Source organism: Propionivibrio soli (assembly GCF_025770765.1).
Taxonomy (GTDB): Bacteria; Pseudomonadota; Gammaproteobacteria; order Burkholderiales; family Rhodocyclaceae; genus Propionivibrio; species Propionivibrio soli.
In genome coordinates, this window is sequence record NZ_JANZKY010000023.1 from 12,045 (window position 1) to 34,642 (window position 22,598).

General features: G+C 56.9%; 19 protein-coding genes. 10 read left to right on the plus strand and 9 right to left on the minus strand.

What is annotated here, in order from left to right; all coding sequences use genetic code 11:
- The first annotated feature begins 184 nt into the window (after positions 1 to 184).
- Positions 185 to 1,297 (plus strand): mandelate racemase/muconate lactonizing enzyme family protein, encoded by a 1,113-nt coding sequence (locus NZ453_RS21035; protein WP_263772927.1) that lies wholly within the window; start codon positions 185 to 187, stop codon positions 1,295 to 1,297.
- A gap of 261 nt (positions 1,298 to 1,558) precedes the next feature.
- Here the strand turns inward: NZ453_RS21035 and NZ453_RS21040 are convergent, their stop codons facing one another.
- From NZ453_RS21040 to NZ453_RS21065, 6 genes are all read right to left on the minus strand, one after another.
- The gene (locus NZ453_RS21040; protein WP_263772929.1) at positions 1,559 to 3,775 is read right to left on the minus strand and encodes an OsmC domain/YcaO domain-containing protein; all 2,217 of its coding nucleotides are present in this window, start codon (positions 3,773 to 3,775) and stop codon (positions 1,559 to 1,561) included.
- A 258-nt stretch (positions 3,776 to 4,033) separates the two neighbouring features.
- Complete coding sequence (locus tag NZ453_RS21045) at positions 4,034 to 6,298, minus strand: nSTAND3 domain-containing NTPase (protein WP_263772931.1); 2,265 nt, start codon at positions 6,296 to 6,298, stop codon at positions 4,034 to 4,036.
- Positions 6,299 to 6,556: 258 nt separating this feature from the next.
- Positions 6,557 to 8,383 carry an ATP-binding protein gene (locus tag NZ453_RS21050; RefSeq protein WP_263772932.1) on the minus strand — a complete coding sequence of 609 codons (1,827 nt, stop codon included), beginning with the start codon at positions 8,381 to 8,383 and terminating at the stop codon, positions 6,557 to 6,559.
- A 336-nt stretch (positions 8,384 to 8,719) separates the two neighbouring features.
- Entirely contained in the window at positions 8,720 to 9,013 is a 294-nt protein-coding gene (locus NZ453_RS21055) for a hypothetical protein (protein ID WP_263772933.1), read from the minus strand.
- A 277-nt stretch (positions 9,014 to 9,290) separates the two neighbouring features.
- Positions 9,291 to 9,890, minus strand: a complete 600-nt coding sequence (locus tag NZ453_RS21060; RefSeq protein ID WP_263772935.1) for an RBBP9/YdeN family alpha/beta hydrolase — start codon at positions 9,888 to 9,890, stop codon at positions 9,291 to 9,293.
- A gap of 17 nt (positions 9,891 to 9,907) precedes the next feature.
- On the minus strand, positions 9,908 to 10,210 hold the full coding sequence (locus NZ453_RS21065; protein ID WP_263772936.1) for a DUF2325 domain-containing protein: 303 nt from the start codon (positions 10,208 to 10,210) through the stop codon (positions 9,908 to 9,910).
- Positions 10,211 to 10,451: 241 nt separating this feature from the next.
- On the opposite strand from NZ453_RS21065, the gene NZ453_RS21070 reads away from it, so the two are divergent.
- The 9 genes from NZ453_RS21070 (at position 10,452) to NZ453_RS21110 (ending at position 19,585) form a co-directional block, all read left to right on the plus strand.
- On the plus strand, positions 10,452 to 10,790 hold the full coding sequence (locus NZ453_RS21070; RefSeq protein WP_263772937.1) for a helix-hairpin-helix domain-containing protein: 339 nt from the start codon (positions 10,452 to 10,454) through the stop codon (positions 10,788 to 10,790).
- 169 nt (positions 10,791 to 10,959) lie between these two features.
- A complete protein-coding gene (locus NZ453_RS21075; protein ID WP_263772938.1) occupies positions 10,960 to 11,988 on the plus strand; it encodes a sulfate ABC transporter substrate-binding protein in 1,029 nt (342 codons plus the stop codon).
- Positions 11,989 to 12,114: 126 nt separating this feature from the next.
- The gene (cysT, locus tag NZ453_RS21080) at positions 12,115 to 12,924 is read left to right on the plus strand and encodes a sulfate ABC transporter permease subunit CysT (protein WP_263772971.1); all 810 of its coding nucleotides are present in this window, start codon (positions 12,115 to 12,117) and stop codon (positions 12,922 to 12,924) included.
- A gap of 9 nt (positions 12,925 to 12,933) precedes the next feature.
- Positions 12,934 to 13,797 carry a sulfate ABC transporter permease subunit CysW gene (cysW, locus tag NZ453_RS21085; protein ID WP_263772939.1) on the plus strand — a complete coding sequence of 288 codons (864 nt, stop codon included), beginning with the start codon at positions 12,934 to 12,936 and terminating at the stop codon, positions 13,795 to 13,797.
- A 201-nt stretch (positions 13,798 to 13,998) separates the two neighbouring features.
- Positions 13,999 to 14,577 (plus strand): DNA-3-methyladenine glycosylase I, encoded by a 579-nt coding sequence (locus NZ453_RS21090; RefSeq protein ID WP_420851689.1) that lies wholly within the window; start codon positions 13,999 to 14,001, stop codon positions 14,575 to 14,577.
- 623 nt (positions 14,578 to 15,200) lie between these two features.
- The gene (locus NZ453_RS21095; protein ID WP_263772940.1) at positions 15,201 to 16,184 is read left to right on the plus strand and encodes a Bug family tripartite tricarboxylate transporter substrate binding protein; all 984 of its coding nucleotides are present in this window, start codon (positions 15,201 to 15,203) and stop codon (positions 16,182 to 16,184) included.
- Positions 16,185 to 16,455: 271 nt separating this feature from the next.
- On the plus strand, positions 16,456 to 17,403 hold the full coding sequence (locus NZ453_RS21100) for a Bug family tripartite tricarboxylate transporter substrate binding protein (protein WP_263772941.1): 948 nt from the start codon (positions 16,456 to 16,458) through the stop codon (positions 17,401 to 17,403).
- A gap of 199 nt (positions 17,404 to 17,602) precedes the next feature.
- Entirely contained in the window at positions 17,603 to 18,067 is a 465-nt protein-coding gene (locus tag NZ453_RS21105) for a tripartite tricarboxylate transporter TctB family protein (RefSeq protein WP_263772943.1), read from the plus strand.
- A gap of 12 nt (positions 18,068 to 18,079) precedes the next feature.
- Positions 18,080 to 19,585, plus strand: coding sequence for a tripartite tricarboxylate transporter permease (locus NZ453_RS21110; protein ID WP_263772945.1), 1,506 nt, complete (start codon positions 18,080 to 18,082; stop codon positions 19,583 to 19,585).
- A gap of 264 nt (positions 19,586 to 19,849) precedes the next feature.
- Here NZ453_RS21110 and NZ453_RS21115 read toward each other — a convergent pair whose 3' ends face one another.
- From NZ453_RS21115 to NZ453_RS21125, 3 genes are read right to left on the minus strand one after another with little or no spacing between them, the layout of a single operon-like run.
- On the minus strand, positions 19,850 to 20,773 hold the full coding sequence (locus NZ453_RS21115; protein WP_263772946.1) for an SMP-30/gluconolactonase/LRE family protein: 924 nt from the start codon (positions 20,771 to 20,773) through the stop codon (positions 19,850 to 19,852).
- Positions 20,774 to 20,797: 24 nt separating this feature from the next.
- The gene (locus tag NZ453_RS21120; protein ID WP_263772947.1) at positions 20,798 to 21,733 is read right to left on the minus strand and encodes an NAD(P)-dependent oxidoreductase; all 936 of its coding nucleotides are present in this window, start codon (positions 21,731 to 21,733) and stop codon (positions 20,798 to 20,800) included.
- Positions 21,730 to 22,428, minus strand: a complete 699-nt coding sequence (locus NZ453_RS21125) for an RraA family protein (RefSeq protein WP_263772948.1) — start codon at positions 22,426 to 22,428, stop codon at positions 21,730 to 21,732. The genes NZ453_RS21120 and NZ453_RS21125 overlap by 4 nt, the downstream gene beginning before the upstream one ends.
- Positions 22,429 to 22,598 lie beyond the last annotated feature (170 nt).

Genomic DNA, 22,598 nt, shown 5'->3' on the forward strand with positions numbered 1-22,598 from the left:
GAAGAGGATGGATAGAACGCAGGTGAACGGGCAACTCGTTTGCTTGGGCAACAGGTGGCTCGCATGGCGTGGAGGTCTTTGCCTACGGCGACGCCAAAAAGGATCGCCGTGGACATGGGGCTTTACGGGTTCCATGCTCGAAACACGAAGAAAGACCAGGTCAGAGTTTCCGGAGTGAGGAGAGATGAGCAACGACACCATCAAGCAGATTGAAACGCGGCTGTATGCCGTTCCCTTGGCCGAGGTTCTCTCAGACGCAAAACACGGCGATCACACGCACTTCGAGCTGGTTACCGTCACCGTGACCCTTGCCGACGGACGGGAAGGCACCGGATACACCTACACGGGGGGGAAGGGCGGTCACGCGATCCAGGCCATGATCGCGCACGACCTCGGTCCGGCCATCGTTGGGCGTAACGCGGAACGAGTCGAAGAACTCTTCGACTTCATGGGGTGGCACGTACACTATGTGGGCCGTGGTGGAATCGCTTCCTTCGCCATCTCGGCGATCGACATCGCACTCTGGGATATCCGTTGCAGATCGCTCGGACAACCGCTTTGGAAGGCCGCCGGGGGGGCTGACAAGACTACCCGCGCTTATTGCGGAGGAATCGATCTCGGCTTCCCGATGGACAAGCTGTTGCGAAGTATCGAAGGCTATTTGGAGCGCGGGTTCAACGGTGTGAAGATCAAGGTGGGGCACGCCAATCTGCGTGAGGATATTGAGCGCGTCAAAGTGGTCCGGCAACTCGTCGGTCCGGACATCACATTCATGGTAGATGCCAACTATTCGATGAGTATCGAGCAGGCGATTCGAGCTGCCGAAGGCTTTGCGCCTTACGACATTTACTGGTTCGAGGAACCGATTATTCCTGACGATTACGAAGGTTATGCGCGCATCGCGGAAGCGACCGGCATGCCTTTGGCAATGGGCGAAAACTTGCATACGCTTCACGAGTTCGGCTGCGCGTTCAAGCATGCCAAGCTCTCGTACATCCAGCCCGACGCGTCAAATTGCGGCGGCATCACCGGATGGCTACGCGTCGCCGAATTGTCGCGACAATACGGCATCACCGTGTGTACGCATGGCATGCAGGAATTGCACGTCAGCCTGCTTTCCGCGCAATCGAACGCCGGCTGGCTTGAGGTGCACAGTTTCCCGATCGACGCATATACGATGCGGCCCCTCGTCGTGGAAGAATTCAGGGCCGTGGCTCCCGATGCCCCGGGAATCGGCGTGTCCTTCGACTGGCAGAAACTCGCGGGGTACCTTGTCAGCACTGGTCGGGCGAGCTAGATGAGCGAAACAGTCGAACCAAGGCCGTGATAAACCGACTCGGCCCCGGCCGTCCATAAAGAAAAAGGTCAACCGACGAAAGTTAGCCTTGTATCAATGGGCGGGGCGGCGGGATTCGAAAACCAGCGATGCTATTCGCCTCATCTCACACGACAGCAATACTCCCGCGCGAAAAAGGCTGTGCCCGCCGTATAAGCAAATAAGGAATGCATCGTTCGCCCGCATCGGAGGCCCACCTAGAATTTCTTCGGGCTCCCAGTTCTAACTCGATGTCACTGCCATCTTGGCCCGCGCCCGGTGCAGTTTCTTGTAACTGTCGATCAGGCGCTGGTGCCGATCGAGCCCCTCCAGCTTCATGCTCGTGGGAGTGAGTCCGAAGAAGCGCACGCTGCCGTCCACTGACCCTATCGCCGCGTCCATGCGCTCGTTGCCGAACATCCGGCGGAAATTGAGCTCGTAATCGTCCAGTTCCAGGTCATCGTCCAGCAGCACCCCGAGCACGACGTTCAACGCCTGATAGAACAGTCCGCGCTCGACCGTGTTTTCGTTGTACTGCAGGAAGGCCTGCACCAACTCCTGCGCCGCTTCGAATTGCTTCAATGCGAGATGGATCAGCAGCTTCAACTCCAGAATCGTCAGCTGCCCCCAGACCGTGTTCTCGTCGAACTCCACGCCGATCAAGGTGATGATGTCGGTGTAATCATCCAGTTCGCTGTCTTCCAGTCGTTTGAGGAGGGCGGCCAGCGCGGCATCGTCCAGCCGATGCAGGTTCAGGATGTCGGCGCGGAACGCCAGCGCCTTGTTGGTGTTGTCCCAGATCAGATCCTCGACTGGATAGATTTCCGAATAGCCGGGCACCAGGATGCGGCAGGCCGTTGCGCCGAGTTGGTCATACACCGCGACGTACACTTCCTTGCCCATGTCTTCGAGGATGCCAAACAGCGTTGCGGCTTCTTCGGCATTGGAGCTCATTTTTGTGTTATCGCCGTGACCGGAGAAATCCCAGTCGACGAAGTCGTAATCCGCCTTGGCGCTGAAAAAACGCCACGACACGACGCCGCTCGAATCGATGAAGTGCTCGACGAAGTTGTTCGGCTCGGTCACGGCGTTGCTGACAAAGGTCGGCTGCGGCAAATCGTTCAAGCCTTCGAAACTGCGACCCTGCAGCAGTTCGGTCAAGCTGCGTTCCAGCGCCACCTCCATGCTGGGGTGCGCGCCGAACGAGGCAAACACGCCGCCGGTACGCGGGTTCATCAGCGTGACGCACATTACGGGGAACTCCCCGCCCAGCGAGGCGTCCTTCACCAGCACCGGGAAACCCTGCTTCTCCAATTCCTCGATGCCGGCCAGGATGCCGGGAAACCTCGCCAGCACGTCAGGCGGGACATCCGGCAGGGCAATCTCGCCCTCGATGATCTCGCGCTTGACCGCACGCTCGAAAATTTCCGACAGGCATTGCACCTGCGCTTCGGCCAGCGTATTGCCAGCGCTCATGCCATTGCTGAGGAACAGGTTGTCGATCAGGTTGGTCGGGAAATACACCACTTCGCCATCCGACTGGCGCACATACGGTAGCGCACAGATGCCGCGTTGCACGTTGCCGGAGTTGGTGTCGAGGAGATGCGAGCCGCGCAGCTCGCCGTCGACGTTGTAGATGGCCAGGCAGTAGTCGTCGAGAATTCCCGCCGGCAGCGCATCCTTGCGGCCAAGCTTGAACCAGCGCTCGTTCGGGTAATGCACAAACGCCGCGTTGGCGATGTCCTCGCCCCAAAACTGGTCGTTGTAGAAATGATTGCAGCTCGTCCGCTCGATGAACTCACCCAACGCCGACGCCAAGGCGCTCTCCTTGGTCGCGCCCTTGCCATTGGTGAAACACATCGGCGAATGCGCATCGCGGATATGCAGCGACCACACATTGGGGACGATGTTGCGCCAGGAGGCGATTTCAATCTTGATGCCCAGATCCGCCAAGACGCCCGACATGTTGGCGATCGTCTGCTCCAGCGGCAGATCCTTGCCGGCGATATAGGTGCTCGATCGTGAATCGGGTTTCAGCGTCAGCAAGGCCTGCGCATCGGCATCCAGGTTTTCCACCTCCTCGATCACGAACTCAGGCCCGGTCTGCACCGCCTTTTTCACGGTGCAACGGTCGATGGAGCGCAGAATGCCCAGCCGGTCTTTGTCGGAAATATCCGCCGGCAACTCGACTTGGATCTTAAAGATCTGCTTGTAGCGGTTCTCCGGATCGACGATGTTGTTCTGCGACAGGCGGATGTTCTCGGTGGTGATCTTGCGGGTGTCGCAGTACAACTTCACAAAATACGCCGCGCACAAAGCCGACGAAGCCAGAAAGTAATCGAACGGCCCCGGCGCGGAGCCATCGCCCTTGTAGCGGATCGGCTGGTCGGCGATGACCGTGAAGTCATCGAATTTGGCTTCGAGACGAAGCTTGTCGAGAAAATTAACCTTAATTTCCATGCGGGAATCCAAGAATGGCGTTCAAAAAGAAGCGGCCGCTATTATCGGTGTTTGGCAGCGGAAATTCTGTGCTGCACAGTAGTTCGAGGATCCTGGGGGGCGGGGCGGGTGTTCGGCCAAACCAGTCATACGAATGGCGCCAAACAAGCGGCAAGTGTCCCACAGACAGTAGAAGTCGGCTTCGCGAGCGATGGAGCAGCGCAAACGTACTGCATGGCGCCAAAACAGAAAAATACGGCAGGCGCCGGCGAACGCAAATTACTCGTCTATGTCATCAAAAATGCTGCGGCTGACGTCATGGTTTGCACTCGGTTCATTAACCGTGATATCCCGAGAAACCGAGCTATCGGCCTCCGTTGGGTTTCCATCTATCCACTCCCGAACCTGCAGACGCTCCCTTTTTACAATCCTTCTTATACGCCAACTCTGCGGATATGCTTCCTCGATGGCGGATAGAAACTGTGTAAAGCGCCTCATGTGCCATTCAGGGTCATCTTCCGCTTCACGGCCTGCTTGATGTTCAAGGCGTACCTCCTCGATGCGTGGCAGCACCTCAGTACGAACCGTCTCCCTTAGTCTTCTCAGTTCCTTGTCGTTCAACAGTGAACGCAACTCCGGATCGCATAGGACGCGAGCATCGAGAGCATCGCGAGCGTATTTACTGACATTTTCTACCAATGTTTGACGCGCTTTTTCTGGTAGTAGGCCAAACTTGAATAGGCGAATAGCAAGTTCGACTTCGACAGAGAACTCTAAATACGGCATAGGGTTAACAATTGACTCAATCAATTTCGGGTCAACCGCAAGATACGCCTCCAGAAACTGCTTGCTACATCGTTTGGCCAGAAAGACCAGTAGCCCCCGCCGAGCCTCCCAACCTGACATCCATTCGGTCTTGTATGCAGAACTTGTCTTATACGCTGCAAGGCGCTCAATAACTAGTAAAAACAATGAGCTAGGAAGCGAAACGGCACCTTCAACTCCTACGTCTCCGCAAGTTATCTGTCGCGTCAGCCTTTCGATGTCGCTACCGCGTACATAGATCCCAAGTAACTCCGGATTTACTCGAAGCATGGAAGAGTACGCATCGCCAATGGTTGGGTGCTTGAAAGCCCAATAGGTCTCTCCGTCCGAGGTCACATGGACAGCCAGACTGCCGCGCAGAGCTTCGAGAGCCGCAGTACACGCACCCAAATCGCTATCCAAGCGTCTCAGAGCCTCATCTTCAGCAGCCGATAATGAAATCGGACTCGGCAGACGTCCGTTGGACATATAAATCAATGCCAGCGCCGCTTTGCTGTCTTTGTCTAGTTCCTTACAGACGCCTATGAGGAATTGCTCGCCCTTGTCGACAAAATTCGCCAAGCTCCACTCAGATAAGTGCAGCTTCTTGGTAAAGAAGGGATCTGCCAACCTCCTGGCAATCTCTGGAATGAATCTTTCGTGATCCGCTACAAACTCTAGATGCGGCTTTACCGCAGTACGGAACTCGCGTGGCTGCTTTCCCAGTTTCAAATGGTTGTAAAGAATCTGTCGTCGTTCGTCTACCGTAAGGTCATGGACATCGATAACAACCTGGCTCTCTTGGAACAGAGGAAACGCTCCTTCCTTTAACTCCTGACGGGCACGGTTGTAGATGTAGTCTCGTGACGTCATTACCACACGGTTACCTTGGCGGAGGATCGTCTTCACCTCGTTAAGGACATGATTCCAGCCTGAGACAAGACAGCTTTCGTACTGAGTCACTCCGAAGGCGTCGTCGATCCAGAAGAGCTGAGACTTCTCATGTGGATTCCAGTGCTCAACAAGAGACTCCGGAGTCGCTAGCTTAACTACTGACGCGCCCCACTGGTCAGCAGACGACATCGCGAGTAACGAGGCTAAAGTCGTCTTTCCTGACGCTGGCTCGCCAACGAGGAGTACGAAGCGATGTGAGTCGAGAGATCTTGCTGCCTTCCTATAGGATTCCGTTATAACGACTTTAGCCAGATCTTCGCGCATGGATTCCAGGACCGCCGTGGCCTGGGCATACGCTCGCTCGTCTAGGATCTGACTTAGGTCCCCGAGACCGTAAACCCGTGGAACCATCATCCTTAGGTGCTTGCTTCCACGAATCTGGTCTTCCAGCCAAGTGACGCCAAATATCCGGAGGCCATTGACACCCGCCTGGTAGAGCCTCTCCTTGACCTTCAGTTCAGTCTCACCGGAAACGCCTGCATTTGTTATCAAAATGTAGACGTCACATTCGTTCTTGCTGACCAACCGTCTGACCTTGCTGAATTCTTCTTCGAGATCTGATGGCGTGAGGGCGTAACCGGCGCGAGCGGTGAACTTGCATTGGATGACAAACCGGCCTGAGAGTGACTCACCGTCCTGTTGTCTCCAGATACCTGAAAACGCGCCATCTCTACCACCATCATTGGTATCGAGAAAGGACTGGACAGTTTGACCGAGAACCTCGCGCGACACGGACAGACACAGTTGTTGGAAGCTGTGCCAGCCTAATGTGTGAAGATGAAACATGAAAATCGTCGTGCTCTTTTTCTACGAAGAGTTAGCTAACATTCCGTCATGCAGTCTGCTTCAACACAGAGGTTGCAGGTAATGGCCGGAGGCCCCAAAACGGTCATCACCAAAAAGCGAAAACCTGAATTGAACCTCCGGGTCGTCGGTATGAGTTCACCTAATCGAAAAACTGACGTGCAATTCGTAGAGTGAGCATTGCGCACCGTTCCCATTAGCTCTGCCCCTGTCATCTTTAGCCCAGCGGCAACGGCATGGTTACTGGATCATGTCTCGAATCCTGGTCATCCACCCAAGAACCTCCCCTTGCGGGTCACGTTCATGAATCCTTGCAGCAGTCATCAGCGGAAACGCGCGTTCCGCGAGGCGGAGCTTTGCCTTCGTATCCCCCATTACCGCGTCGAATCCCTGGAGGTTCGAGTATGCCTCCGAGAATCGTTTTGGCGTCGCTTTTCCATCGACTGGATGATCGGTCACCTCGACTGCAACATTGAAGGCTTCAAGGATCGCATCAGAATGTAGATAGCTTTCGATTTCATGTTTTTCTGTTTGCACGGCCCAAGAACCGTCCTGCCGCGCATTCACCTTGGCGGCTGCCTCGGCGTAGCTAGCAACATCGCGGTCGTAGATGTGCACCTCTTTTCTGTTGAGAGCACGCAAGTAGTATTCATCGACCCAATGCTTCAAGGTGCCCCCACCCAGCACAACGAACGCAACTCGGTCATCGTTTTCTAGATTTGGCAGCGACTCGTTTTCCAAGTGTAGCGCCTTGCTGAGAGCCTTGAACGCGGCAACGTCAGTTGGGCCTTCTACGCACAACAATACCTTTACACGACTATCCGGTGTCACCCCAAGTGTTTCCGCGACAGCACCAAAAACGTCAGCACCAGCTTGGATAACAGGCTTTCTTGTTGTGGTATCCCGGAAGATAAAGCGAATACTGTCATTTGGAAGATCGGCGGCAAACCCTGGGCTGTGTGTCGTAAGAATGACCTGGCATCCTGCTTCCGAAGCGAGAGACTTGAACGACTCGATCAATATTCGTTGGTTGTTGGGATGCTGGGCGGTTTCCGGCTCTTCGATTGCGTAAATAATGCTACGACGATTGCTGATCTTGAGACGACGTTCGGCCTCTGCCTTAAAGAAACTAACGAGAACCAGCCGCCGAACACCGCTGCCACGTTTGTTCAGCGGAATGCCGGAATCAGTGTTAAGTCCGACGGAGAACAATCCCTGCCACTTGGCTGCTGTCGGTGGAGTGAATTCTGGATTCAACTCGCTGGCTAGCCCAGGGTCTATGGTTTTCAATGCTTCGTGGGTGTTTCTGGCGATTTCCTCGACCTTTTCTTGGACACGCTGCTGAATCTTGGCAATATCCGCTTGGACTTCGGCCAATGCAGCGGCAACGGCTGCCTTCATTGGGCTTTGCACTTCATCATCGGAATCCTTGCTGCTTCTGTCGCTTTGAAAGAGCGCGAACATTGGAAGGTAACTCTCGATCTGATCCCAGATTCTCTTAGCGTCTTCCTTGGCTTTACTGACGGGGATAGCGGTTTCCGTGAACTGCAAATCACCTCCCACTGCCCAGATCGCCTTGCGCATTCCGGGGTTGCCCTTTAGCGGCACATTCAGCTTCAGCTCTTTGACCTTCGCCTGTAGTTCTTTTTCCTTGAGTTCAAGGAGGTTTTGAAAACCGGGAGCCGAGGGGTGTTTGGCAATCACGAAGATTTCGAGCGACGGTTTCTTGTTGCCGCAGTCATAAACTTTTCTGAGCTTCAGGGTTCCCGTGTCCGTCAACAGGAACTCCTCTGCGAGGGATGTTTGAGCCCCAGCGTCGAGGGTTAGCGAATCAGGGAAATCGGTAAATTCACAGGTGATTTCGACCTTTTCGTTTCCGCTGTGTACGTGCGCATCGCTTTGTTCAATTGAGACGACGCCATTGTTGAAAAAGATCTCCAGGGCTTCCAGTACCGATGACTTACCAGTATCGTTCCGGCCAACGAAGGTAGTGAGGTCTGAAAAATCGACTTTGATTTCATCCTCATAGCACCGGAAATTTTTCAGCGTGACAGTCTCCAAGCGCATTCGTCTCTCCCCGAGGTATGGTGGATAACTGCTCAATTTCGATGGTTATTGTCTTGCTAAGCATGACGGATGAGACTATCAGCTGTAAAGAGAACTGCGAAGCGGACATACTTGCCAATTTGCCGCGCTATGACGGCTGACCGGCACATTGCGGTCGTTGGTAGCATGTAGGATCAATGGCCGGATTGGCCGACGAGCGGGCGAGACGGAAACCACGGCGAGACGGAAACCACGTCGTGCTCAATCTCGAACAGCAATTTCGAAACCAGACGATTGCTGCGATGCAGGCGTCACGCTGCGTCGCGAGAATCGATGTCCGGGTTGTCACATCTCTGCCTAGCCCATTGCAATGATCCCCGCCGTTTCACATTCCCACGCACGCAATTGCCGCCAAGTCTCGTCGCGGTTGCGTTCGATGGCGGCGATGCTTTCGGCATCAACGGACCGGAACCGTCCCTGTTCGCCGAAATAGGTCTGTAGTGGGTCAAAGGCCGAGGGCTTGCGCGTGATGGTCAGTGAGCCGTTTTCCCATTCGGCGAGTGGCCATAATCCTGTATCGACGACCGATTTACCCAGAGGGATCGTGGCGTCCGACTCGCAACCCCAGCCCGTCGGGCAGGGGGCGTACACATGCAGGAACGAAGGCCCCTGAACAGCAGCGGCTTTTTTAATCTTCTTGAGAAAGCCCGCCGGATGCCCGCCGCTCGCCGTGGCCGCGTTGGGGGATGCCGTGTGCGGCGGTTATACGCAGGAGGTCTTTTTTTGTGCCAATGAGCATTTTTCTGGACTGGCGAAATAGCCGTGAGTCGGGTCACGGCGGGTTCGATTCTTATGTCGATGTTGCGCCGCGCTTGTCGGCAGAACCGCAATCTAGCAAGCCCATTTGCACGGGCGAACGATTTCTTTCCTATTTCGATATATGCAGATTGCCCGATCGTTCGCTCAGCCCTGGGTACCATGGAGGCACCGACCGTACGCCACCCGCGTTCCGAATCGTGGTGCGCATGCGTGCGACCAGCGCTTCACCCAACGGCCATTCGCCGTATCCCGAAGCGACGTTGATGTGCCCGGCGTTCCTCAGGGTGACATGGGCAATGCCCCACGAAACCGCGAGAGAAACGGCTGATTCGTGCGACATCCAGGGATCGTTGTCGCTGGCTACCAGGAACCCCGGATTTGGAAGCGGCTGGTCGAACAGCGCGCGAGGGAGGTCGAACCGGGCCGGATCGGCTGGCGCAACGAAGAGGGTGGCGAACACGGGTGTGTCGAACATGATCTGAGCGTGGGCGGCCGCCAAGCAGCCGAAGCTATGGGCTACCAGCAGGGCAGGGCCGGGCAGCGTGCGCACGGTTTCGTCGACGCGGCGGCTCCACACCTCGAGCGCGGGGTTTCCCCATTCGTCCTGATGCACGCGCTGCGCTCCGGCAAAATGCGCCTCCATGTGCGTTTGCCAATGGTCATCGCCGCTGTTGCTGCGGCCGGGGACGATCAGTACGGTCGGCTCCATGCGGGGCTCCTCGATGCTCAATGAGAAGGGCGGCCAATGGCGCGGCGAAAACGGCCGATGACTTCATCCAGATGACTGAGCGAGCGCGGCGAATAGACGATCGGCAGATCGCGCTGGCCGGCCATACGCCGCGTCTTCGTCGCCAAACCGTGATTTACCTGATCCACGAGAATGACGACCAGCCGCGTATGCAACGGAATGGCGCGGTGACATTCACTATGTTTGCGGCCGTTCCAATGCAGGACCGGCCCTAACCCGTTTGCCTGCAGGTAATCGCTGTACGTCTTGATGCGGTCTCCACCAACAAGGAGCGTAATCATGGCGCCCTTTCAATTTGACAACCCATGTCAAATCTAAAGGGCCGGGAGTTGCGGCGGAACGAATAAATGGCGAGAAACTTATTCCTGCAGAGCATAAGAACGTGCCGGCCAGCGCCGGATATCGATATCAGGATTTGTTCGTTGGCACCGATACGCAAGGCCCGTATGCTGCGCTCGCTGGGTGAAGCCGCGGCTCCCCGGTTTCCATTTTCGATGGGTGTCCTGGCACGAGGTGTTGCGCATGTCCGACACGTCCGACTGTCGTCCCGAATCGAGGGACGGTTCTTTATCCCCTGCGTTGCCAACCAGGCAGAGAAACGCGTTGCGGGCCTTGCTGGATAAGCCGAGTTTCTCACCGCAGGAGATCGCGGCGCTCGACTTTCGGGTCGTGGCGCGGGCCCCGGGAATCGGCAGAAAAAGCCTTGACCTGATCAACGCATGGCTGAATGGCTATGGCTACCAATTGTCCGGAATGCCGAGGGCATTGCCGAACAGTCGCCAGGCGCGAAGGCGACGCGAGCTCGAACGCGCCATTCGGCTATTGCGATCCGGCGGGTACGTCGTTCATGGCCCTGAATAGGTCGGGGAGCGCTGCTATCCCGCATCCATTAGGAGGAAGGGCCGCCTGACAAGGGCGGGTATCCGACGCGCTATCTCGTCCTTCGCGCATAAACAAATAAAAACTAAGTCGTTTGGAACGGTAGCCGACGTCCCTAGACTCGGGGGCTGTCATCCTTGAGGAAGCCGCCATGACCCGTCTGCCCCTGCATACCGTTCGCCAACTCGCCCTCAGCCTCGTCCTCGGGGCCGCGCTTGCCGCCGGCCCCGGTATCGTCCGCGCCGAAACCACCCTGCTCAACGTCTCCTACGACCCCACCCGCGAGTTTTACCAGGACTACAACGCCGCCTTCGCCAAGTACTGGAAAGCCAAGACCCAGGAAACGGTGAGCATCAACCAGTCGCACGGCGGCTCCGGCAAGCAGGCCCGCAGCGTCATCGACGGCCTCGCCGCCGACGTCGTCACCCTGGCGCTCGCCTACGACGTCACCGCCCTCGCCGAAAAGAAACTCATCCCCGAGAACTGGCAGCAACGCCTGCCGCAGAACGCCGCGCCCTACACCTCGACCATCGTCTTCCTCGTGCGCAAGGGCAACCCCAAACAGATCCGCGACTGGGGCGACCTCGTCAAACCCGGCCTCGGCATCGTCACCCCCAATCCCAAGACCTCCGGCGGCGCCCGCTGGAACTACCTCGCCGCCTGGGCCTACGCCCTCAAGCAACCCGGCGGCAGCGACGACAAAGCCAAAGACTTCGTCGGCCAACTGTTCCGCAACGTCAAGGTGCTCGACTCCGGCGCCCGCGGCGCCACCACCACCTTCACCGAGCGCGGCATCGGCGACGTGCTGCTCGCCTGGGAGAACGAAGCCTTCCTGGCGGTGAAAGAGCTCGGTCCCGAGAAGTTCGAGATCGTCACCCCGTCGCTCTCCATCCTCGCCGAACCGCCCGTGTCGGTCGTCGACAAGACCGTCGACAAGCGCGGCACGCGCCCCGTCGCCGAAACGTACCTCAACTACCTCTATTCCCCGGAAGGGCAGGAGATCGCCGCCAAACACTACTACCGGCCGCGCGACGAGAAGGTCGCCGCCAAGTACGCCAAGCAGTTCGCCAAGGTGAACCTGATCACCATCGATGAAGTCTTCGGCGGCTGGGACAAGGCGCAGAAGACGCACTTCGCCGACGGCGGCACGTTCGATCAGATCTACGGGGCGGCGAAGTAGGGCGGGCGCCGCGAGGTGGACGGGCGAGGACCCATGCCAGCCGCAACGATCGACGCTTTGGACGTCGATACTCCTGCCAAAGGGGCGATTGTCCATCGCCCCGGTCTTCTAGCGCGCCGGCACAGTATCCTGCCGGGATTCTCACTCGCGCTCGGCTATTCCGTTGTCTATCTGGCGCTGATCGTCCTGATTCCACTCTCCGCCGTATTTCTCAAATCGGCGTCAGTCGGCTGGGATGGGTTCTGGCACACGGTGGTTCATCCGCGCGTACTGGCGTCGTTTCGCCTTAGCTTTGGCGCGTCATTGATCGCGGCGGCGATCAATGCAGCCTTCGGGTTACTGTTCGCTTGGGTGCTCGTCCGATACCGTTTCCTCGGCAGAGGGCTCGTGGATGCGCTCGTCGACCTGCCGTTCGCTTTGCCCACTGCCGTGGCCGGCATCGCCCTGGCCACCTTGTACGCCAAGAACGGCTGGATTGGGAGTCTGCTCGAACCACTCGGCTGGGAAATCGCCTACACCCCCACCGGCGTCTTCGTTGCTTTGGTCTTCATCGGGTTGCCGTTTGTCGTGCGGACCGTGCAACCGGTGTTGGAAGATATTGAAGCCGAAGTCGAGGAAGCGGCGGCTTGCCTGGGGGCGACGCGCTGGCAGACGTTTCGCCGGGTCATCCTGCCTTATCTCACGCCGGCCTTGCTCACCGGCTTTGCCCTGGCGTTCGCACGCGCGGTTGGCGAATACGGGTCTGTCATTTTCATTGCGGGCAATATGCCCTTCGTCTCCGAAATTGCCCCGCTCATGATCATCACTAAGCTTGAGCAGTACGACTACGCGGGTGCGACAGCGATTGCGGTCGTGATGCTCGTGCTCTCGTTCGTTCTCCTCTTGATCATCAACGGGCTGCAGGCCTGGACGCAACGCGGCCAACGGGGCCGGTAGGAGAAAGCGATGGCCGGCATCGTGTCGCGAAAAGGTTTATCAAGCACGCCGGCGCAAACGCGGCCCTCCGCGACTGACGAGCCGGTGCTCGTTCGCGCGTTGTTGATTGGACTCGTGCTGGCATTTTTCGGCCTGTTCTTGCTAATGCCGCTGGCTGTCGTTTTCGCCGAGGCGTTCAAGAAGGGATGGGAGGCCTATGCATCAGGGATACTGAGTCCGGACGCCCTCTCGGCGATCCGGCTCACGTTGCTCGTCGCGGCCATCGCCGTGCCGCTTAACCTGGTGTTTGGCGTAGCGGCGGCCTGGGCCATTGCCAAATTCGACTTCCGTGGGAAGAACATCCTGATCACCCTGATCGATCTACCATTCTCCGTATCGCCCGTCGTCTCGGGCTTGATCTACGTCCTGCTGTTCGGCGCGCAGGGATGGTTTGGTCCCCAACTCGAGGCTTGGGACGTGGGCATTCTCTATGCCGTACCGGGGCTTGTGCTGGCGACGGTGTTCGTTACCTTTCCCTTTGTCGCGCGCGAACTCATTCCCTTGATGCAAGCGCAAGGGAGCGACGAAGAAGAAGCGGCTGTGGTGCTCGGCGCGAGCGGATGGACAACCTTCCGCCGCGTGACGCTTCCGAACATCAAGTGGGGGCTCCTCTATGGCGTTATTCTGTGCAACGCCCGTGCCATGGGGGAATTCGGCGCAGTCTCAGTAGTCTCCGGCCACATTCGCGGGAAAACAAACACCATGCCGCTGCAGGTGGAGATTCTCTATAACGAGTACAACTTTGCGGCCGCCTTCGCCGTTGCCTCTCTGTTGGCCTTGCTTGCGCTGGTGACGTTGGGCGTCAAGACCTTCGTTGAACGGCGTTCTGTGTGACACGATCCGTCGCAGAGCTGCCGCGCTGAACGGCTCACCAAAGATATATCGACTCAAGGGGTGATAATGCCTACCGGCGAAGGGCAGGGGAGTGACGTAGTGTCGCCCATCGGCCGAAACGTACGCCCAAGCTTTTTGTTTTCTTAGTATGCTTTGCCGTTAGCTCAACAGGCAGAGGTTATCAACGTGACAAGCGCTACCCTGATGGAACGTTGCCCATGGAGTGAAGGATTTGATCTTTATCGTGAGTACCATGATAAAGAGTGGGGCGCTCCGCTCTACGATGACCGCGCCTTGTTCGAATTGCTCATTTTGGAGGGGGCGCAGGCCGGGCTGTCGTGGTCGACCGTACTGAAGAAGCGCGAGCACTACCGACAAGTGTTCGATGATTTCGAACCTGCGCTGGTTGCCGATTATGGTGATCAGAAGGTCGCTGAGCTAATGGCCGACCCTGGGATTATCCGCAACCGGGCCAAAGTGGCTGCGGCCATTCAGAACGCGAGGGCTTGTCTAGCCCTCCAGTCCGCAGGCCAGACATTCAGCGCCTTTCTCTGGGGATTCGTCGGGAATTCTCCCGTACAGAACCGCTGGAAATCCTTGTCCGAGGTTCCCGCCAAGACGAGTCAGTCGGATGCGATGAGCAAGGCCCTGGTGCGCGCGGGCTTCAAATTCGTCGGCTCGACGATTTGCTATGCCTTCATGCAGGCCTCGGGGATGGTGAATGACCACTTGGTGAGTTGTCCTCGGCACGCTGAAGTGCAGGGACTTCGCCGTCCCTGATCGGGGCGTTCCGCAGGCGAGGGCAACCACTGCCCGTCTTCGGTCCAGGCTGGCGCGGGGCCACCGCCAGAGCATGAGAGGGCGAACGGACACAACGACGCACTTGCAGATGGGCTTTCCTGCCGACGACTGATTGCGACTCTCGCCTTGAAGAACCACTGTGATTCACCTCGGGTCGGCCGTTTCTTGTTCCTGACTGATCTTCCTCACACGTGAGCTTTTTCGGGATCACTCAAAAAAACGGACTGTCCGTTGATCGGCCAAAGCGGAAGTTGAGCACGCAAGCTTTGACCGTCTTCTATCTAGCGCAAGCCGCCGTTAGCTTCCTTAGTCGCAAAGGCCAGCTCTGCCTGGACTGCTGCACTGTGTCAGGGCGTGTGGCAGGAATCTCGACCAAAGCGGCAAACAGTCCAGTTCCTTGATCTCGAATCTGCTGCTATGCGACCGGAAGATTGCCGCCGAGAAGCGAAGGGGTGAATCACCGATCTAGCCGAATCAATCAGTAGGAATTATCGTTGCGAAGAAAAAAACGATTGGACTTGATGGATTGATGTCCTGATTATGGACTGAGGCTACAGGCATTAGTCTTGATCGTCCGCACACGACAACTGGGAAGGGGCACCATGAGCCACAAAGCAAAACGGACCGCGATGACTGTGTTGTTTGCTTCACTAGCTATCGCGTCGGGAAGTACCCTCGCACAAGCTGATTATCCGAATAAACCGATCCGATTGATCGTTCCTTTCCCTGCGGGGGGAGGAACAGATATCTTCGCTCGCGTTATTTCCAACAAACTGTCAGAGCGTCTGAAATGGGTCGTCATAGTTGACAACAAACCGGGTGCCGGCGGGAACATCGGTGTGGATGCCGCGGCCAAATCCCCGGCGGATGGTTACACAATCGTGCTCGGGCAAACCAGTAATCTGGCCATCAATCCCACGTTGTACAAGAAGCTTCCTTATGACCCGCTTAAGGATTTGGTGCCGATTGTGCTCGTCGCCGATTCTCCCTTGACGTTAGTGGTACCTGCACAATCCTCTTACAAAACGATCAAGGAATTCGTAGCGGCCGCCAAGCAAAAGCCCGGAGACATCAGCTTGGGATCGCCAGGTAACGGCACTGTTGCCCACCTAACGATCGAGATGTTCCAAAGCGCATCAGGTACCAAATATCAGCACATCCCGTATAAGGGAGCCGCGCAAGCGATCACCGACCTCATGGGCGGCAGTACCGATTCCTATATGTCATCGGTAACGACAGCGATCGGACACATCAAGGGCGGTAAGTTGCGGGCACTCGCAGTAACCGGAAAAAAACGGGTCGACTCAATGCCTGATGTGCCAACCATCGACGAGGCCGGCTATCAGGGATTCGACGCCTCCACGTGGTTTGGCCTTCTAGCACCGGCCGGCACCCCGCCTGCAATCGTCGAGCGTATCAACACTGAAGTAAACAAAATCCTCGTTTTGCCCGATGTGAAAGAAAAAATCGCCGTTGAAGGCGGCGGACCACTCGGTGGAACATCGCAGGATTTTGCCCGCTTCCTGGCGACAGAACTCCCGAAATGGGCGAGGCTGGTCAAGGAGTCCGGGGCAAAGATCGACTAGTCAGTACAAAAACGTCGATTACACCCCATCCAATGCGCTCTTTGGAAAAGCAGGAAACCACTCTTGGGTCTCCTGAGCGATTGCGTCGATGAAGCTTAATCGCTTGGGATGAATGGTTGTCAGGAAGGGCGCGCCCCTGGGTAACCCCGGGGGCAAGGCACCCACCAAGATGCACCCCATTCCGTGATAGCTACGCCGACGGGCGGGCGTTGATTGTCTGGGGCGGATAACGATCGGTCCTCGATAAAGGATTCCAACCATGTGTATCCGTTTGCTCATCGTCATTTGTACGTTGGTAAGTCTCTCTTCGGCCTTTGCGGCGGAGTATCCAGACAAACCGGTTCGCCTTGTCGTTTCCTGGGCACCCGGTGGAGCGGTTGACGTCATCGCGCGGAAGGTTGCTCAGAAGCTCTCCGAGCAAACCAAGGGAACGTTCGTCGTTGAGAACAAACCAGGTGCCACGGGGACGATAGGAACACAACAAGTGATTCGCTCGGCACCCGATGGTTATACGTTGCTCGCCCTCGACAACACTTTTGCGTTGTTGCCCTTTGTGTTCAAGAAATTGCCATGGGAGCAGGAGGTGCCGTTCATTCCGATTGCAGTCGCGGCATTGCAACCCGTAGTTATCCTGGTCAAAGGTGATTCCCCTTATAAGGACTTGGCGAGTCTTGTCAATTACGCCAAAGCAAACCCGGATACCGTGACTTACGGCACCGGCGGGGCAGGAAGTGCACCTCATTTTTCGGCAGAAGCCTTTCAGCAGGCCGCGGGGGTGAAGCTGATGCACGTGCCCTACAAAGGTGCCGGCGAAGCTATGACCGGTTTGATTTCCGGACAAATCGACATGGTCCTCCTCTCGACGCCTTCAGCAGTATCCCAACTTAAAGCGAATCGGGTTCGTGCGCTGGCGACGAGTGGCAACAAGCGACTAGCGAGTTTCCCCAATATCCCCACCTTTGCAGAAGCCGGTATGCCGGGTTTTGGCATTACGAACTGGGTGGGCATCGCGGCGCCTTTGGGCACGCCAAAAGAAATCGTGTCGCGACTCAATGTTGAGATCCGAAAGGCGCTCGATTCGTCGGACATGAAAGACTTTCTCGGTGGAATGAGCGCCGAAGCGGGCAACCTTGAAGCGGACGGGTTTCTTCGTTTGATCAAAGAGGAAAACGCTCGTTGGGCACAGGTTGCCAAGCATGCCGACATAGAAAAGCAATAGGTACCTAGTGCCGAACGGATTGCGATACGCGCGTCATCGGTGCTGGGATGACCGGTTTCGATAATCACGAGGAATCAGTGGGAGCGGGCCCTACGACTGTAACGATCACGCTTGGTAACGCTCACGCAATCAGGCAGCAATTCTCCGCTGTCACGGAAGCGGATATTTTGGCTACTTCAAACAACGACGGAGGATAGCGGTGTCACCCATAATCAAGAGTCCGAAAGATTTCTGGACGGGCGTGATGTACTCAGGCTTTGGCGGGATTGCCTTTGTGATATCGCGCGACTATGCATTTGGCAGTGCTGGGCGAATGGGCCCTGGCTACTTTCCGTCGGTTCTCTCTTGCCTGCTTATTGGGTTCGGTATCCTGGCGCTCGCCCGGGGTATGCGCAAAGACGGAACGGCGTTTGGAGGATTCGCTTGGCGCAAGGCGGCGATTGTTCTCGCCGCTACAGCGGCATTTGGTTTTTTGCTTCCACGTGCCGGTTTAATCATTGCCCTGCTCGTGCTTATTTTCGGAAGCGCTACGGCCAGTACCCACTTTCGATTCGAATGGCGCGCAACCTTGCTCGCCCTCGCGCTTGTCGCCTTCTGCGTCTTGGTATTCGTTACAGGCTTGGGGCTCCCGATGCGGTTGTTCGGTTCCTGGTTCGGCGCGTAGAGGATTCACGACATGGACGTTCTTTCCAATCTCCTACTCGGTTTCCAAACCGCCGCAAGCTTTATTAATCTGTTCTATTGCCTTATCGGTGTCGCGCTAGGTACAGCGATTGGCGTTCTGCCCGGGCTCGGCCCCGTGGCGACGATCGCCATGCTCTTGCCGATTACTTTTGGCTTGGACCCGGTATCGTCTTTGATCATGCTCGCCGGGATCTTTTACGGCGCTCAATACGGCGGCTCGACCACCGCCATCCTGGTCAACCTGCCCGGTGAAGCATCCTCGGTTATCACGGCCCTCGATGGCCACGAAATGGCCAAGCGAGGCCAAGCCGGGAAGGCCCTGGCTACCGCCGCCCTCGGCTCGTTCTTTGCCGGCACGGTGACCACCTTTCTGATCGCTCTCTTTTCCCCTCCGCTCGCGGAGGTCGCGCTAAAGTTTGGTCCGGCCGAATACTTCTCGCTGATGGTCCTCGGCCTCGTAGCGTCAATCGTTCTCGCACACGGCTCACTGCTTCATGCGCTTGGCATGATCGTATTTGGCCTTCTGCTCGGGATCATCGGCACCGATGTCAATTCGGGAGTGGCGCGTTTCAGTTTCGATGTGCCGGAGTTGACGGACGGCATCAATTTCGTGGTCGTCGCCATGGGTGTGTTCGGTTTAGGCGAAATCATCGGCAATCTGGAGAACGAAGCTGAACGTAACCTCATGGTGAAAAAAGTCACCGGACTGATGCTTAGCAAGGAGGACTTCAAGGCTATCGCTGCACCGGTACTGCGAGGCACGGCGCTCGGCTCTGTGCTGGGTATTCTCCCCGGGGGGGGCGCGATGCTCTCCTCATTTGCTGCCTACGCATTGGAGAAGAAGGTCTCGAAGAACGCCGCGAATTTTGGCAAGGGTGCGATCGAAGGTGTCGCAGCGCCGGAGTCAGCCAATAACGCCGGGGCACAGGCTTCGTTCATCCCCATGCTCACACTCGGTATTCCGTCCAATCCGGTGATGGCGCTAATGATCGGTGCCATGATCATCCAGGGGATTCAGCCTGGTCCGTCGGTGATGACAGAGCAGCCGGCGCTCTTCTGGGGGATCGTCGCGTCGATGTGGATTGGCAACGTGTTCTTGGTAATCCTCAATCTGCCGCTGATCGGACTGTGGGTGAAGATGGTCTCAGTACCGTACCATTTTCTCTTTCCGGCGATCCTCGTCTTTTGTGCGATCGGGGTGTTCAGTCTCGCCAATACGACTTTCGATGTGTATTTCATGGCGGCCTTTGGCCTACTTGGCTACATCTTCCGAAAACTCGAATGCGAGCCGGCACCGATGATGCTTGGCTTCATTCTTGGGCCAATGATGGAGGAGTTCCTTCGTCGAGCGCTTTTGTTGTCCAAAGGCGACCCGTCTGTATTCATCCGTCGGCCGCTCAGCGCCACCATGCTGGTACTTGCCGCTGTAGCCATGGTGACGGTCCTTCTCCCCGCCCTGCGCAAGAAACGCCAGGAGGCCTTTGCTGAAGAGGATTGAAGAATCAGGTCTTGCAGGTGGCAACAGAAACCGCGCGGTGTAATCGCCACGCGGTTTCCGTTTACTCCGGAGGTAGAGCAACTGGAGTGACAAACACGCAACCATGCGGTGCAAACCCACGGTCGGCGCGGTGTTTCGGCTGCGTGAAGATGACTCTGATCAGGCGGACGACAAACATCGCGGATGAGCGTGGTCGATAACGAGCGCAACGAGGCAATGGAGGGTTGCTCGTCGTACGTTATGCGACGAGAAGTGCCCGATTGGTCAATCCCGTCCCCAGCGCTGCGGCACCCCGGGAAAGTCGAGGTCGATACGCAGAATACTGCCGCTGACCGACTCGGTGCAGTACAACGTTTTCCGGTGCGGTCCGCCAAAGGCGATATTGGTAAGCGACGTGCCGGCGGGACTTCGGATTACCACTTCCGGTTCAGCCTTCTTGTTCAGGACCCAGGCCAAGCCGATCCCCGTATTGGCTACGATGAGCCGTCCGGCCTCATCCATGGCCAGGCCGTCTGGACCGCTTGGACCATTTGATGTGAAGAACTGACCGACTTTGGACAGGCTGCCATCTTCCATCAACGGTGCTCGCCAGACGCAATTTCCACGTGTGGCGGCAACAAAGAGGACGCGTTCATCCGGCGACAAGACGATACCGTTCGGACTGGGGACATTGGCAAGTAACAAATCCAATTGCCCGGTCGGTCTCAAGCGATAAACCCTACCGCTTGGGTCGTGCAGGCCGCTTTGGCCTTGGTCAGTGAAGTAGAGATTTCCTGCGGTATCGAAGGTAAGGTCATTGAGTCCTCGAAAGCGCTCACTGTGGCGGCGCTCCAGAAAGGGCTGGACTTGACCGGTCCGGATATCGCAAATCATCAGGCCGTTCTTGTAATCGGCGATCAGTAATTCCTGCGCACTACGAAACTTCATCCCGTTTGGTTCGCCGTCATACTCGGCGATCAGCTCCCATTCTCCAGTCGCGTCAATGCGGAAAATCCGGCCAAACGGTATATCAGTGACAAACAGGTTTCCTTCACGATCGACGACCGGCCCTTCCAGAAACGAGTCTGTCTCGATGCCTCCCCGGTTGGCATCCGCCCAAGCGGACCGAATGCCTTTGCGGCGAAAGCGATTTGGCATGGCCGTGAAAATAGCTGCCTCGCGAATCTCCGGTGGGCTGAGGAAGAACATGGGGGGCTTTCCTACAAAACGGCATCAAGCCGACGCAGGTACGTTATGGAGAACTCCCAAAACATTCTTTGCCGCCGCCACACCCATTTTTACGTAAGCATCGGCGGTAACTCCACCGATATGCGGGCTCAATATAAGGCGTGGTTCTCCATGAAATGGATGGGGAGCTGTCATGGGTTCAATGGCGAAGCTATCCAACCCAGCAAAAGCAACATGACCCGAACGAACGGCGTTCAACAATGCCGACTCGTTAATGAGCCCGCCGCGTGCCGTATTGACGACGATTACCCCTTTTTTACACGCTGCCAGTGTTCTCGAATTCAGCAACTCTCGGTTTTCATCGGTGAGCGGACAATGCAGGGAAATGACGTCGGACTCTCGCCATATCGTCTCCAAATCCACCTGAGCGATATGGCCCGGCAGATTCTTGGCGTAGGGATCAAAGCCTAAGATGCGCATTCCCATCGCATTGGCCATCCGAGCAAAACGAAGCCCGATGGCCCCTAAACCGATTACGCCGACCGTACGGCCTTCCAACTCGATGCTCTTATGTGTAGCTTTGTCCCAGAAACCGGTATGCATGCGTTCATTCAACGCCACTACCGACTTGGCGCAGGCAAGAAGCAACGCCAGCGCCTGCTCAGCAACGGCAGCAGCGTTTGCACCAATCGCTGCGACTACCTTGATCCCGCGCTGCTCTGCGGCTGCTTTGTCGATGGTGTCTGTCCCGCTGCCGTGCTTCGAGATAACCTTAAGACTCGGCGCGGCGTCCATGGCCGCGGCACCGACCTTGCTGTAGCGAACAATGATCGCCACGGGGTTGTGTTGTCGGCAGAGAGCCACAATGTCTTGCTCGGTAGGCGTTTTCCCCGCATACACGATTTCGAGGTCGTTCAATAGAGCAAGGGCTTGGGGTGCCAAATCAGCCGCGGTGACCAACAAAGCTGGTTTGGCGCTCACAGTGTTTCCCCTTCCTTGATGACTCCCGCTGCACGCAAAGCGCCATCCAGCCACGAGGGCGCCAATGCCTTGCGTGATTTGATCTCGGAAATGCGCTTGTTTTCAGCCACCACCTTTTGCTCGGCCAGCGGCAACATGGCAGCCGCCTTGTCGCGTTCGATCACCGTAACGCCGTCTGCGTCACCGACGACGAGATCACCCGGCGACACACTGACGCCACCGATCGATATCGGGTGGTTCAGTCGCCCCGATACCGACTTTGTCGGGCCGTTTGGGTTCAGTCCAGCAGCGAACATCGGGAATCCGAGTTCGCAAATGGCTTCGCTGTCGCGTACAGCGCCATCAATGACGACAGCAGCAATGCCCAGGGCTACGCACTGTTGGGACATGATTTCGCCCATTAGGGCGCTGTTCAGGTCACCCTTGCCGTCAACTAGGATGACGTCACCTGGTTTGGCAATTGCCATAGCGGCGTGGATCATCAGATTGTCTCCGGGGCGCACCTCCACGGTAAGCGCAGGGCCGGCGAATCTCATCGTCGGGGATAGCGGCGAAATGCGCCCGTGAAGAGCGCCGCGTCGGCCAGCAACGTCTGCAAGAATCGATGAGGCAAAACTCGAAGCGCGCTTCACTATCTCCGGGCTAACACGCTCGAAATCTCGAATGACGTCGGGGCATGGGGTGGATTTGCTCATAAAGTAGATCTCCAAACGGTTTCGGAACGAGGGCCCAAGCTTCAGTGAAAGCAACGCGAACGGGTCGATGCTTCTCGCCGGCACTCATAGAGGCGTGGCACGGAGAGATATATCGCCGTACTTCTTAGGTTGAGTTTGATTATTCCGAGGCCGAAACATAAACTCCAATC